The following is a 12,862-nucleotide window of genomic DNA, read 5'->3' on the forward strand; positions in this document are numbered from 1 at the left end:
TAATAATTCACCTTAAACGATAAAATGAAGCGCAGGGCTCTGCGCTTCAAATATTATTAATTACTCAGATGCGTAAGAAATAATAATTGGCGCTGAATAGGCACCAACAGCAGGCGAGGCATCCGTTGTACCCATACCAACTTTGAAGGTATACGTTGTTGGTGCAGTATCAGAAACAGTCACAGGAATTGCTTTGTTTGCAACAACTTGATCGGGTTTACCCTCTTCTTGCAGCATAAAGCCAACGGTTGAACTTTCACCAATGAAGATATTTTTTGCAGTATTTGAAGTAGCCGTTGTGCCTTGTACATACAGTGCACCTTTATCGGATGCCTTGTCACACGCATCTAATTGTACGACAAGTGGAGTATCACCGTTTTGTACATTTGGACTAAAGGTATCTTGAGCAAATTTACCTACATAAAATACTGAATTACCACCATTAGCAGTCACATTACAAGTTACCGCCGTAATTACACCATTAAGTGTAATATTGTCACTATTACTACCAGCAACAGCACCTAGGCTGACACCGGTAAATAACATCGCTGTAATTAACTTAGTTTTAAAAGCCATGATATACCTCATGAACAAGTAGTGATTAATAGAGCCTAAATAGACCCCACAACAAATACAAAATAAAGAAATAAAAAATCAATTTAAAACAAGAATAGGAGTTTATTCCTACTCATCAGAATAATAGATAAAAATAAAAGTATGTAAATACCTACAATTTTAATAATTGAAAAATATCACGTCATTATATTATTTTTACCTTTATATAAATCTAAGTTTTTATTTAAAATAATATAGTAAAAACACTTAAAGCGAAAAAACAAGCAACAAAACCCATAACGACTAAATATTAAACACGAAATTAGAATATAAATTTATATTAGATTCCATTGGTAGTTTTTTATTTCAATTAGGTGTTAATACTTATTATCGTTAGATGACAATAACTGTTATTTATTAAAAAAGTTAAAAATAATTAATTATTATAAAATACAACTTATTCAAAATACACTTATTATGATAGTCGTAAAAAGACTCACCTTGCGTTTACTTCCAAAATAACGCTGTTTTTTTTCTATCTCTATTTTATAAATATAAAGATAATTAATATGTGATACCGCATAAAGTTTAATTCAGCTAATCTATTAAGCTGAATCGATAAAAATTTGACTTATTGCGCTAATAATAGGGCTAGCTGTTGAATATCGATAGATATAATAAAACCCGTTAAAATGATTGAGTGCTATCTACTCAAATTTTAACGGGTTGATTTTAAATAAAGATAAGACTATTTACGGCGCCAAGTTGTTCCTTGAGCACCATCTTCTAATACGATTCCCATTGCCGTCAGTTCATCACGGGCTGCATCAGCCAATGCCCACTCTTTATTTTTACGAGCATCATTACGCTGTTTAATTAACGCTTCAATTTTAGCCACTTCTTCGTCGCCTTCACCTTGAGCATTACCTTGTAAAAAGGCTTCCGGGTCTTGCTCAAGTAAACCAAGCACACCCGCTAATTTACGTAACTCAGAGGCCAATTCATTGGCTGCAACCTTATTTTCTGACTTCAGTCGGTTGATTTCACGCGCCATATCAAACAGTACGGAATAAGCTTCAGGTGTATTGAAGTCATCATTCATGGCATCTTCAAAACGTTTTTTAAAGACTTCACCACCCGCTGGGGCGACTGATTTATCAGTACCACGTAAGGCAGTATATAAACGTTCTAAGGCTGTACGTGCTTGTTTCAAATTCTCTTCAGTGTAATTAAGTTGGCTACGATAATGACCAGATAGCAAGAAATAGCGCACTGTTTCAGGGTCGTAATACTCAAGCACATCACGGATAGTAAAGAAATTATTCAGTGACTTAGACATTTTTTCACGATCAACCATCACCATTCCTGAGTGCATCCAATAATTCACATAAGGACCATCGTGAGCACAAGATGATTGCGCAATTTCGTTTTCATGATGTGGGAACATCAAATCCGAACCACCGCCGTGAATATCAAAATGGTTACCCAATGCTTTGCTATTCATCGCGGAACATTCAATGTGCCAACCAGGGCGACCTAACCCCCATGGTGATTCCCAGCTAGGCTCGCCTTCTTTTGACATTTTCCAAAGAACGAAGTCCATCGGATTACGTTTTGAATCAGCAACTTCAACACGTGCCCCAGCTTGCAGTTGCTCTAGGTCTTGACGAGACAATTGACCATAATTTTTATCCGTTTTGACTTCAAACATCACGTCACCGTTATCTGCCACATAAGCGTGACCTCGTTTAATAAGCAGATCGGTGATTTCGATAATTTCATCAATATGCTGGGTGGCTCGCGGCTCACTGTCTGGGCGTAAAATATTTAATGCATCAAAATCTTTATGCATCTCAGCTAACATACGTGTTGTCAGCGAATCGACGGTTTCATTATTTTCAGCCGCACGTTTGATAATTTTATCGTCAATATCTGTTACATTACGCACATAATTCAGGTCATATCCCAAATAGCGCAAGTAGCGGCTAATCGCATCGAAAGCGACGAAGGTTCGACCATGACCAATATGACACAAGTCATAAATGGTGATACCACACACGTACATCCCTATTTTCCCTGGATGAATGGGTTTAAACTCTTCTTTTTGACGACTCAGTGTATTAAAAATCTGTAGCATCTGAACTATTCCGTTTAATGTGTACGTGTTTTTCCTTACTGGCTTACCTTGATTCAAGCCGCAACACAAACGGCGACTGCCTTTAACGCTAGCCATACATATTGCCTATGCCTAGCCGACTAGTCTGTTGCCGCCCTGTTACACCTTGAATTATTTAGCGTATTACTCGCTCAAGCTATAAGGGGTATCTCAATAATAAGGTATCAACCTGTTAAATAGAGTGATATTGAAACCTGAACATTGCAATAATGCAAGGTTTAACCATAGTGTTTACCTGTCTATTTTTATCACTCGCTGCTTTTACAAACCAGACTGTGACTTCAAGTCAGGTTTCATCTGTGATATAAACTTTCTGACAACAACGCCTTCATAAGAAGGCGCAATAAAACAATTATTCAGGATAGCTATTATGGTTACTTTTCATACCAATCACGGTGATATTGTTATTAAGACTTTTGACGATAAAGCCCCTGTTACTGTCGAAAACTTTTTAAGCTATTGCCGTGAAGGTTTTTACAATAATACCATTTTCCATCGAGTCATTGACGGTTTCATGATCCAAGGCGGCGGCTTTGAGCCAGGCATGAAACAAAAAGCAACAAAAGCACAAATCAAAAACGAAGCTAACAATGGCTTAAAAAATACGCGTGGTACTCTTGCTATGGCACGTACCAACGATCCTCACTCAGCGACAGCACAGTTCTTCATTAACGTTGTTGATAACGACTTCCTTAACTTCCGTTCAGAACGTCCTGAAGGCTGGGGCTATTGTGTCTTTGCTGAAGTTGTAAAAGGCATGGACGTTGTTGACAAAATCAAAGGCGTTGCAACAGGAAACAGCGGTTTCCACCAAGACGTTCCTCGCGAAGATGTTGTGATCGAAAAAGTGACTGTTAGCGAATAATTCGACTCAACAATATGTCCACTTATATCATTGCAGATTTGCATTTGAGTGAAGATGAACCGGCGATCACCGCCGGTTTTATGAATTTTATTCATCAGCAAGCAATTCATGCCGATAGCCTCTATATACTCGGTGATTTTTTCAATTACTGGATTGGTGATGACGATAAAACCCCACTCCACCAGCAAGTCGCCAATGCCCTAACAATGCTCACTGAGCGAGGCATTCCCTGCTACTTTATCCATGGTAATCGAGACTTTTTACTTGGGAAACGTTATGCCAAACAATGTGGTATGACTATACTCAACCAAGAAACATTACTGGAGCTTTATGGTAAACGCGTACTCATTTTACACGGTGATACACTGTGTATTGATGATCAGGCTTATCAAAATTACCGTAAAAAAGTGCATACGCCTTGGATCCAACGCCTATTTTTAGCCCTACCGCTGTTTATTCGCCGACGGATAGCAGAAAAAATGCGCCAAAACAGCCAATACGCCAGCAGTATGAAGGCCGAATCAATCATGGATGTCAACCCACAAGCGGTGATTAACGCCTTAACAAATTACCAAGCTGATTGGATGATCCATGGGCATACACATCGTCCTGCTATTCATGAAGTGAAGGTTGGTGATAAGTGCTGCTATCGTGGTGTATTAGGAGCATGGCACCATGAAGGCTCCGCATTTGTGATTAACGAACAAGGTATCGAACTTATTTTTTTCCCTTTCGAGCCTGAGACACACTCGACTCGCTCTTAAACCCCCAGTCTGTTTGCTGACATTTTAACCACGCAAACGTTTTCCTTACCCTTTTACCATGATATGATCGAGATAATTTATTTTTCCCACCTCACGGTGAAAGTTTATTAACCACAGGATCACATCAAATGACTGCCCAAGTATCTGCACAATCTGCGGCTAAAATCGCCATTGTTATGGGTTCTAAAAGTGACTGGTCAACTATGCAACATGCGGCGGATGTTTTAACTGAGCTGCAAGTGCCCTTTCACGTTGAAATCGTCTCAGCACACCGTACGCCTGATAAATTATTCTCCTTTGCTGAAAAAGCAAAAGCAAATGGCTTTGATGTGATCATTGCTGGTGCAGGTGGCGCGGCACATTTGCCGGGGATGCTAGCTGCGAAAACATTGGTTCCTGTATTAGGTGTTCCTGTACAAAGTGCGGCTTTAAGCGGTGTCGATAGTCTCTATTCTATTGTGCAAATGCCAAAAGGCATTCCTGTTGGCACATTAGCAATTGGCAAAGCTGGAGCAGCAAATGCGGCATTATTGGCAGCGCAAATTTTAGCAAACACTGACACAGCCTTATTAACACGCCTATCGGCTTGGCGCGAAAGTCAAACTAATGACGTGTTGAACAGCCCAGACCCTCGGGAGGCGTAATGAAACCTGTTTGTGTCCTTGGTAATGGTCAATTAGGAAGAATGTTACGCCAAGCAGGTGAACCACTTGGTATCGCGGTGTTTCCTGTTGGTTTAGATGCCGAGCCAGAAGCCGTTCCCTATCAACAAAGTGTCATTACTGCAGAAATTGAGCGCTGGCCTGAGACACCACTGACCAAAGAATTGGCCCGCCATAATGCATTTATTAATCGCGATATTTTCCCTCGCCTAGCTGACAGGTTTCCCCAAAAAAGTCTATTTGATTCATTGGGCCTAGCAACCGCTCCTTGGGCCTGTCTTGAATCCAAAGATCAATGGCCTGAGTTATTCTCAACGCTTGGCGATTTTTTGATAGTTAAACGTAGGACTGGTGGCTATGATGGGCGCGGTCAATGGCGTGTTCGCCCTGGTGATGAAGCCAGCCTGCCCGATGAAATCTACGGGGAGTGCATTGTCGAACAAGGTATCCCTTTTGATGCCGAAGTTTCAGTCATTGGCGCACGTAACCGCGCTGGTGAGAGTGTGTTTTATCCGATTACCCATAACCTACATCAAGAAGGGATTTTACGTACCAGCGTAGCGTTTCCGAAGGCAGATAACTCACAGCAAAAACAAGCACAATCCATGTTGAGTGCAGTAATGGATGAGTTAGATTATGTTGGCGTGATGGCAATGGAATGCTTTGTGGTTGGTGATAAGTTACTCATCAATGAGCTTGCTCCTCGCGTGCATAATAGCGGCCATTGGACTCAAAATGGCGCCTCCATTAGCCAATTTGAGCTACATTTGAGGGCTATTTTAGATTTACCAATGCCATCACCAGAAGTGTTTAGTCCATCCGTTATGGTTAATTTGATTGGTACTGATGTCAACTCACACTGGCTCAGCCTACCACTCGTACACTTACACTGGTATGAAAAAGAAGTACGCCCAGCCCGCAAGGTTGGTCATTTAAATCTCACGCATAATGCTCCGTCAATGCTTGCTGATACATTAGACGCACTCGTCGATATGTTACCAAATGAGTACAAAAGTGGCATTGAATGGGCAAAAGCAAAATTAAACTGGTACTATGCCCAATAAACAGGGAAAATAGCGCGATACGATGCCCGATATTTTCGGGCATTTTGCGTTTATATCGCTGTCTTTTTTGTGCAAAAAACAGGCAGAGTGACCGGAGTTGACATGGTAGCCTCAAATTCCCCGTTGTTTAGCCCACTTTATCAGTGGAGTATCCTCATTTTGTTAGGGATGGTCTATTTTTTAGCCACCGCGACAACCTTTACCTCGTTAGGTGTTGTTCTCCCCAGTATGATTGAGGAACTGCAATGGAGTTGGACAGAGGCAGGGTTTGGTTTCACGTTATTGGGGTTGACTTGTGGTTTAGCCAGTTTTCTTCCGTCTGTCCTGATCCGTAAAATCGGCGTTCGCCTCACCCTTTTACTCGGTGCTCTCGTCTTTATCGCGGGGTTTTATAGCCTCTATTCGACCGAAACCATTAGTCGCTATTTTCTCGGTACTGCCCTGATAGGTATAGGCTTTACTCTACTCGCGACCGTTCCGGGAACCTATGTTCTTTCTCGCCTATTTGAAAAACAGTCTCTCGCTTTTGGCCTCTATTTTACCATCGGGGGATTAGGGGGCGTCGCGGGGCCTTGGATCTATTTCTATGCGTCAAACCAGTTAGGGTCATGGCGTATGCACTGGGTACTCTGTGCGCTTTATCTCGGTATTGCCACACTGCTGACTATTTTGGTCTTACGCGAAGGTCAACGCGAACGTGAACACGCTAAAAGCGTGGTACAAAAACAGGTCAGTGATGTTAGCAAACCTATTTATCGCACCAAAGAAGTTTGGACAGTACGCCGTGCGCTACGTACTTGGCAATTCTATTTAATCGCAGCAACCTATACCTCATTTTTATGGTGCGGTATTACAGTAAACAGTTTTGCCGTCGCTCATATTGAAGAGCGTGGTTTTGGGATCACCGTAGCTGTTTCATTACTCAGTACCATGGCGTTTGTGAACGCATTTTCACGCTTTATTGGCGGTGCGGCGGGCGAATGGTTGGAACCGAAAAAACTGTTAATTGGTAGTTTGATTATTATGATCATTGGGGTTATTTCTCTCAGTATCGCCACCTCTTGGTTATGGTTAATACTGTTTGTGCTCTGTGTTGGTATCGGCTATGGCATGACTTTCTTAGCATCTAGCGTATTATTATCGAACTATTTTGGCAGAGGCCCCTATTTAGAGTTATTTTCTGTCGTTAATTTGCTATCGACCCTCGCTTGCTTAGCCCCCTTTATTGCTGGTGCTATTAAAGATTATACGCACAGTTTCACGCCGGCATTTCTTATTATTGTGGCTCCCGTTATTGTGGTGCTAATGTTTACATTAATGATGAAGCCGCCTGAGTTATCCGCTAAAAAATAATGGTGGCGGTAAAAATCACGATGTTTACAATTGGCGATAAATAAAAAAGCTCGGGCTACTCCCCGAGCAAAATCAATATAGACAAGGAAATTAAGGATTTAACAACGCAGGCACTTTCAATAAAATAAATTCGTTATCATCCGCTTGGTTCGGTTCGCGACTGGATGAGAATGGATAATTATTATCGTTGCCAACAATGATGTGTTCACCGTCGACAACATCCACATTTTCAATCGTAAAGAATGGGAAGGTAAATACGCCATTATTCAATGGTTTCTTCGCGACGCCTTCAGGATCTTTAATATTCATTAAGTCTACATAGGCTTGCTTATTAACTGGCTTACCTTGGTTTTTATCGGAAAATTCAACCCGATAAACTCGCTTAAATTTAGCTAAATGACTAAAGCAATGTTGGGTATCCGCAGCCCCCTCTGCACAAGCTTTATCGGCAGTTCCCTCGCCATTATCACGTTCAATAATCAAGCCATGAGTATCGTCAATCATATTAAAATCACCGATGGCATTTTGATTATCTTCAAAAACATATAACCAGCTACGCCCCGTCCATTGTTGTTTTTTCACATCAAATTCAAGAATGCGTGCAGCCCGTTTCCCTTCTACGCTCTCATAATCTTGTTTTTCGCTATCCCACAATGCGCCTTCGAGCATTGGATAGAGTTTGCTACCATCTGGCGATGAGGCCATCCCCTCAAAACCTTTTGAACGGTTCACTTGAAAGCTGACGCTATCGCTTGGCTTAGCCGGTGTTGTCACTTGATAATGATCTGGTGACACGACCTTTTTCCCATCAACGTACGTTTCAAAGAGAGCAAGCACCTTGCCATTCAGATCCATCTTAATCAAATACGGGCCAAACTCCTCTCCAACCCATAATGCGCCATCGGCAAACTGGAAGCTTTCAGGGTCGAAATCACTTCCGGTTAAATAACGCTTATCCGTGCTTTCATTAATAATATGGAACGGAATGATTTTATCGGGATCATGAAAGAAAACCGTTTTTAATGGCGTTGCTTTTCCAGTTTTAAAGTCGATGTCGTATTGAGTTAAATACAGCATTGAATCAGGTGAGTTAACTTTATTGCCGTAGCCATTGTCAGTCAGTACCCAATAAGTGCCATCTGACATACGTTTGATGCCTGAGTGCCCTTGTAATGGCTGCCCTTTAATGGGAACATGCATGCCTGTCGGGCGATCGGCTGACTTCCCTTCAACGCTTCCCAATGTCTCAATACGACTTCCCGTCGTGTATTTACCACTGTTTTGTAAATCTTTCGCTGCATCCGTTGGGGCAGATATCGTCGAATTCACAGGTAACACCGCGTGCCCTGCTAATGTTGCTGAAACTTCTTGTTGTGCGTATCCCGTGGTAGAAAAAGTAATCAATGTCGCGAGTAATGATAAAGAGCGCAATTTTATGGTGCGGCGATGCTGCATTATTATATTCCTATCAAATAGTTAATCATTTGTTGACCATAGGATCATAAACAGCATTGATGACAGTTTAGTGATAGATATAAGACAGTTATTTTATTCAACTATGGCAAGTAACAAGCTATTTTTCAAAGAAATAAAATTCGCGGCTAAATAGGGAATAGCCCAGATCACATGTTATCTGCGATCTGGGCGTTGAAAGGTTGTTGTGTGGTATATCAATGCGATTAATTATTCGGCATGCGACGATGCTGATTGCCTGTTCCTAGCAATCTTAATCCTAACCAACTACCACAAATAGACAGTAATAGGGCTGCACATAATGGTAATAGTAACCACATTGACCATTCAGGCTGCCAAGGGAAATCAAACACGCGAGTTTGCAGTAACCATAAAGCGACCTCAGCACCAAAGGCAGCAGCTAATCCAGCCATTAGCCCTAATAGCGCAAACTCACTCCATAAGGTTTTACGCATCAGTTTCCGGCTTGCCCCCAAGGTACGATAGACCACTAACTCACGCTCCCGCTGACTCATACCAACCTGAATTTGCGCTAATAACAACAGTAGGCCACAAAAGATCACCAACACGACCATCACTTCCAGTGCTTGGCTGACCTGTTGAAGGATTTGTTGTATTTGAGTAATTAATGCCCCTGTATCCAATACATTGATGGTTGGATAATGACGACTTAAGTCTGTCAGTAGCTTACCGTCGCCATCATAATGGAAACTGCTCATCCATGTTGCAGGCACATCTTTTAATGTTCCTTCAGCAAAGATAAAGAAGAAGTTTGGTCGCAAACTTTCCCAATCAACAGTACGAATACTAGTGACTGTTGCACTAAATACCTGAGCGCCGGCATTAAAAGTGAGTTTATCTCCGATTTTAAGTCCTAATTGTTTCACGACGGTTTGCTCGATAGAGACCTCACCGTCTTTAGGCGGCCAAGTGCCTTCATCAACCACATTGGCTTCCGGTAGTTTAGCTCGCCATGTTAGGCTCAGCTCGCGTCGCACGGTATTATTATTTGGATCACGTTCGTCCGCCCACTCTATCGCTGAGCTATCATTTATCTCTGATAAACGCGCTAAGATCACAGGATAAAACTCCGTCGGCTTCACTTGGTGTTGCACAAGTAGCTCCGTTACAGGTTTAATCTGCGATTCATTCATATTGATCAAAAAGTAATTAGGGCTATCCGCTGGCAGTTGTTGCTGCCACCTATCCAATAAATCCCCTCTGACTAGGATCAACAGGGCTAACAGCATAAATGAGAGTGAAAAGGCACTCATTTGCGAGACCGTTTGTAAAGGTTGACGCAATAAACGGCTCACCGAAAGCCGTAAGCTTAATTGCTTAAACTTAAATTGGCGTAGTACCCATAACCCCAACCAACCAATCAAAGCTAATAAAATAGCGACGATCACGATGCCCACTAAAATCGACCATAATAGTGGGTTCACACCTGTAAACAGAAATAACCCACCAACAACAATTAAGGTGACAATAGGTAAATAGTAACGTAATGGCCAAACAGGTGAGTTAGCATCTTCACGTAATACCCGTGATGGCTGCGTTGCAATTAACTGACGATAAGGACGAATCCCCACGAGAATAGCAATCACAAACAAAGTTCCAATCGCCCAAACCCATGGCCATAAACTGGCAGAAGGTAACGCTTTCGGCAGCATTGCACCGAGTATTTGCATTAAAATACCTTCAAAAGCTAGCCCTAGTAGCGACCCTAGCAAGGCTGCGGCTATCAAAATAGCCAACCACTGGCCTATTATCCATTTTTGTAACGCCGAGCGCCCTGCACCCAAGGTTTTAAGTACAGCAACTAATTGGTGGCGGCTACGGCAATAGTGAGTCATCGATACCACCACCGCCGCTATTGCTAGCAACAATGTCAGCAATACCGACAGTAATAAAAATTGCTGCGCCCGCTGGAAAGTTTTTCCTACCGCCCCACTATTTTCTTTTAACGTAAACCAACGTTGATCCGTTCTTAATTGCCCATCAAACTGAGATTCAAAAGCATCAACTGTGGCGGTTTCTCCAGCAAACATATCTCGATAGGTTAATCGACTCCCTACCTGCACAGCGCCTGTCAATTCAGCATCTTCTAATGAGATAAGTACTCTCGGAGCGATTTGGAATGGGTTAAAGCCGCTATCCGGCTCTTGGATTAATGTTCCAGCAACTTTTAGGGTCGCGTCGCCAATATCGATGTTATCGCCAATTTTTAAGTTAAGTAACTCCAACAAGCGAGGGGCAACTAAAATTTCCCCTTTGGTTGGTCGAAGTCCGGCTGGCTCAGTGATAAGCTCGCCATAAAGTGGATAAGCCTGATCTGCGGCTTTAACCAGCACTAATTGTGGACGTAAATCTTCATCAGCCGTCGAATAAGCCATAGTAGAAAACGACATTTGTTGGCTTAGTTTTAGCCCCATCGCTTCTGCTTGTTGCAACCACTCAGGATCACTGGGATAAGAGGAGCGCAACACCAAATCACCCGCTAATAGCTCTCGGCTTTGGTAGCTCATGCTATTTTCAATACGGTCACTAATACGCCCTAAAGCAAGCACACAAGCGACGGCTAAAGTCAGCGCCAGCCAGACGATCAGAAGTGATGGCGTTTTCCACTCACGCCAAAACCAACGCCAAATCATGCTTCTTCCCTCAATACACCATCTACCAGTCGTAAGCGACGCTGGCAACGGGCAGCTAATTCGTTATCATGTGTCACAAGGATCAATGTTGTGCCATGCTCTTTGTTCATGGAAAATAGAAGATCGGCGATTTTATCGCCAGTATGTCGGTCAAGGTTTCCCGTTGGCTCATCGGCAAACAGAATTTTAGGCCGCCCATTAAATGCTCTTGCTAATGCAACGCGCTGCTGTTCACCTCCAGATAACTGCGCCGGCATATGTTTTAAGCGATGGCCTAACCCAAGTTCAGAAAGCAAGGCGGCTGCTTGTTGATAGCTCTGTGACTCTGGCTCACCTCGCAATAGAGCAGGCAATTGCACATTTTCGAGGGCATTAAGTGTTGGTATCAACATAAAAGATTGAAAAACAAAGCCCACACTCTGGGCACGCAAATAAGCGCGTTGTTCTTCATCCATTTGGGTCAATTCGTGCCCTAATAGGCTAACGCTGCCACTGCTACCATCATCTAAACCGGCAATAATGCCTAATAATGTCGACTTACCAGAACCAGACTCGCCAATTAATGCAATTGTTTGACCGGACTCGACAATTAGTTCAACACCTTGCAATATAGTGAGTTCATGTTCCCCTTGACCAACACGTTTAATGAGATGATGAACTTCAAGAATATTTTCCGCCGACATTTACTGGTATTTCTCCTATTATTTGTCGCAAGTGGGCAAGCACTCGCAGCCACAAAACTGTTAATCCTTGGTGACAGCCTCAGTGCAGGCTATCGCTTACCGGCAGAGCAAGCATGGGCTTCACTCCTTGCCGAACGTTGGCAGAAATCGTCGCCACCCGTTATTGTCATTAACGGTAGCATTAGTGGAAACACCTCAGCCCAAGGGCTCGAGCGCCTTCCTGCCTTACTTGAACAACACAAACCCGATTGGGTATTGATCGAGTTAGGTGCAAACGATGGTTTGCAAGGGCTATCTGTTAAACAGATGGAGAACACACTACAACAAATTATTGAACAAATAACGCAGTCCGGTGCGAAACCGCTTTTAATGCAAATTCGTATACCGCCGAACTACGGTAAGCGTTATACTTCTAGTTTCGAAAATGTTTATCCTGCACTTGCACAACAAAACGCGGTTCCACTACTGCCTTTTTATATGGAAACCATCATTACTAAACCTGAGTGGATCCAACAAGATGGTATTCACCCAACTGTAGAAGCTCAACCTTCTATCGCTGATTTTATGGAAAAACAATTACTCCCTTATTTAACTTCTTCAGCAAATTAAAAGA

Annotated in this window: 11 protein-coding genes; 6 read left to right on the top strand and 5 right to left on the bottom strand. The window is 42.5% G+C overall.

What is annotated here, in order from left to right; all coding sequences use genetic code 11:
* Window positions 1–60: 60 nt before the first annotated feature.
* On the bottom strand, window positions 61–576 hold the full coding sequence (locus tag PR709_RS03995; RefSeq protein WP_072197202.1) for a fimbrial protein: 516 nt from the start codon (window positions 574–576) through the stop codon (window positions 61–63).
* Between the two features lie 727 nt (window positions 577–1,303).
* A complete protein-coding gene (gene cysS, locus PR709_RS04000; RefSeq protein WP_036943984.1) occupies window positions 1,304–2,692 on the bottom strand; it encodes a cysteine--tRNA ligase in 1,389 nt (462 codons plus the stop codon).
* A 409-nt stretch (window positions 2,693–3,101) separates the two neighbouring features.
* Here cysS and ppiB point away from each other — a divergent pair, with 409 nt between their 5' ends.
* The 5 genes from ppiB to PR709_RS04025 all read left to right on the top strand — a co-directional run bounded on the left by ppiB (window position 3,102) and on the right by PR709_RS04025 (window position 7,439).
* A complete protein-coding gene (gene ppiB / locus PR709_RS04005; protein ID WP_163886074.1) occupies window positions 3,102–3,596 on the top strand; it encodes a peptidylprolyl isomerase B in 495 nt (164 codons plus the stop codon).
* 14 nt (window positions 3,597–3,610) lie between these two features.
* Window positions 3,611–4,360, top strand: a complete 750-nt coding sequence (locus PR709_RS04010) for a UDP-2,3-diacylglucosamine diphosphatase (protein WP_036941271.1) — start codon at window positions 3,611–3,613, stop codon at window positions 4,358–4,360.
* A 128-nt stretch (window positions 4,361–4,488) separates the two neighbouring features.
* The gene (purE, locus tag PR709_RS04015) at window positions 4,489–5,004 is read left to right on the top strand and encodes a 5-(carboxyamino)imidazole ribonucleotide mutase (RefSeq protein WP_163886075.1); all 516 of its coding nucleotides are present in this window, start codon (window positions 4,489–4,491) and stop codon (window positions 5,002–5,004) included.
* On the top strand, window positions 5,004–6,086 hold the full coding sequence (gene purK, locus PR709_RS04020; RefSeq protein ID WP_141173149.1) for a 5-(carboxyamino)imidazole ribonucleotide synthase: 1,083 nt from the start codon (window positions 5,004–5,006) through the stop codon (window positions 6,084–6,086). Before purE ends, purK begins: the two co-directional genes overlap by 1 nt.
* 102 nt (window positions 6,087–6,188) lie before the next feature.
* Entirely contained in the window at window positions 6,189–7,439 is a 1,251-nt protein-coding gene (locus tag PR709_RS04025) for an MFS transporter (RefSeq protein ID WP_272570738.1), read from the top strand.
* A gap of 90 nt (window positions 7,440–7,529) precedes the next feature.
* Here the strand turns inward: PR709_RS04025 and PR709_RS04030 are convergent, their stop codons facing one another.
* The 3 genes from PR709_RS04030 to ybbA all read right to left on the bottom strand — a co-directional run bounded on the left by PR709_RS04030 (window position 7,530) and on the right by ybbA (window position 12,249).
* A complete protein-coding gene (locus PR709_RS04030; protein ID WP_072502453.1) occupies window positions 7,530–8,894 on the bottom strand; it encodes an esterase-like activity of phytase family protein in 1,365 nt (454 codons plus the stop codon).
* A 224-nt stretch (window positions 8,895–9,118) separates the two neighbouring features.
* A complete protein-coding gene (gene ybbP, locus PR709_RS04035; protein WP_053110360.1) occupies window positions 9,119–11,566 on the bottom strand; it encodes a putative ABC transporter permease subunit YbbP in 2,448 nt (815 codons plus the stop codon).
* Window positions 11,563–12,249 carry a putative ABC transporter ATP-binding protein YbbA gene (ybbA, locus tag PR709_RS04040; RefSeq protein WP_014656538.1) on the bottom strand — a complete coding sequence of 229 codons (687 nt, stop codon included), beginning with the start codon at window positions 12,247–12,249 and terminating at the stop codon, window positions 11,563–11,565. The genes ybbP and ybbA overlap by 4 nt, the downstream gene beginning before the upstream one ends.
* Between ybbA and tesA the strand changes: the two genes are divergently transcribed.
* Window positions 12,217–12,858, top strand: coding sequence for a multifunctional acyl-CoA thioesterase I/protease I/lysophospholipase L1 (tesA, locus tag PR709_RS04045; protein ID WP_036941282.1), 642 nt, complete (start codon window positions 12,217–12,219; stop codon window positions 12,856–12,858). The two genes, ybbA and tesA, sit on opposite strands and share 33 nt — an antisense overlap.
* Window positions 12,859–12,862: the final 4 nt, after the last annotated feature.

This window comes from Providencia sp. PROV267, from assembly GCF_028477825.1.
Taxonomy (GTDB): Bacteria; Pseudomonadota; Gammaproteobacteria; order Enterobacterales; family Enterobacteriaceae; genus Providencia; species Providencia stuartii.

Bases quoted from the DNA above. Each gene is read 5' to 3' on its own strand.
- ybbA (WP_014656538.1), bottom strand. From the start codon at position 12,249: ATGTCGGCGGAAAATATTCTTGAAGTTCATCATCTCATTAAACGTGTT.
- purE (WP_163886075.1), top strand. From the start codon at position 4,489: ATGACTGCCCAAGTATCTGCACAATCTGCGGCTAAAATCGCCATTGTT.
- ybbP (WP_053110360.1), bottom strand. From the start codon at position 11,566: ATGATTTGGCGTTGGTTTTGGCGTGAGTGGAAAACGCCATCACTTCTG.
- ppiB (WP_163886074.1), top strand. From the start codon at position 3,102: ATGGTTACTTTTCATACCAATCACGGTGATATTGTTATTAAGACTTTT.
- tesA (WP_036941282.1), top strand. From the start codon at position 12,217: ATGATGAACTTCAAGAATATTTTCCGCCGACATTTACTGGTATTTCTC.
- PR709_RS04010 (WP_036941271.1), top strand. From the start codon at position 3,611: ATGTCCACTTATATCATTGCAGATTTGCATTTGAGTGAAGATGAACCG.
- cysS (WP_036943984.1), bottom strand. From the start codon at position 2,692: ATGCTACAGATTTTTAATACACTGAGTCGTCAAAAAGAAGAGTTTAAA.
- PR709_RS04025 (WP_272570738.1), top strand. From the start codon at position 6,189: ATGGTAGCCTCAAATTCCCCGTTGTTTAGCCCACTTTATCAGTGGAGT.
- PR709_RS03995 (WP_072197202.1), bottom strand. From the start codon at position 576: ATGGCTTTTAAAACTAAGTTAATTACAGCGATGTTATTTACCGGTGTC.
- purK (WP_141173149.1), top strand. From the start codon at position 5,004: ATGAAACCTGTTTGTGTCCTTGGTAATGGTCAATTAGGAAGAATGTTA.
- PR709_RS04030 (WP_072502453.1), bottom strand. From the start codon at position 8,894: ATGCAGCATCGCCGCACCATAAAATTGCGCTCTTTATCATTACTCGCG.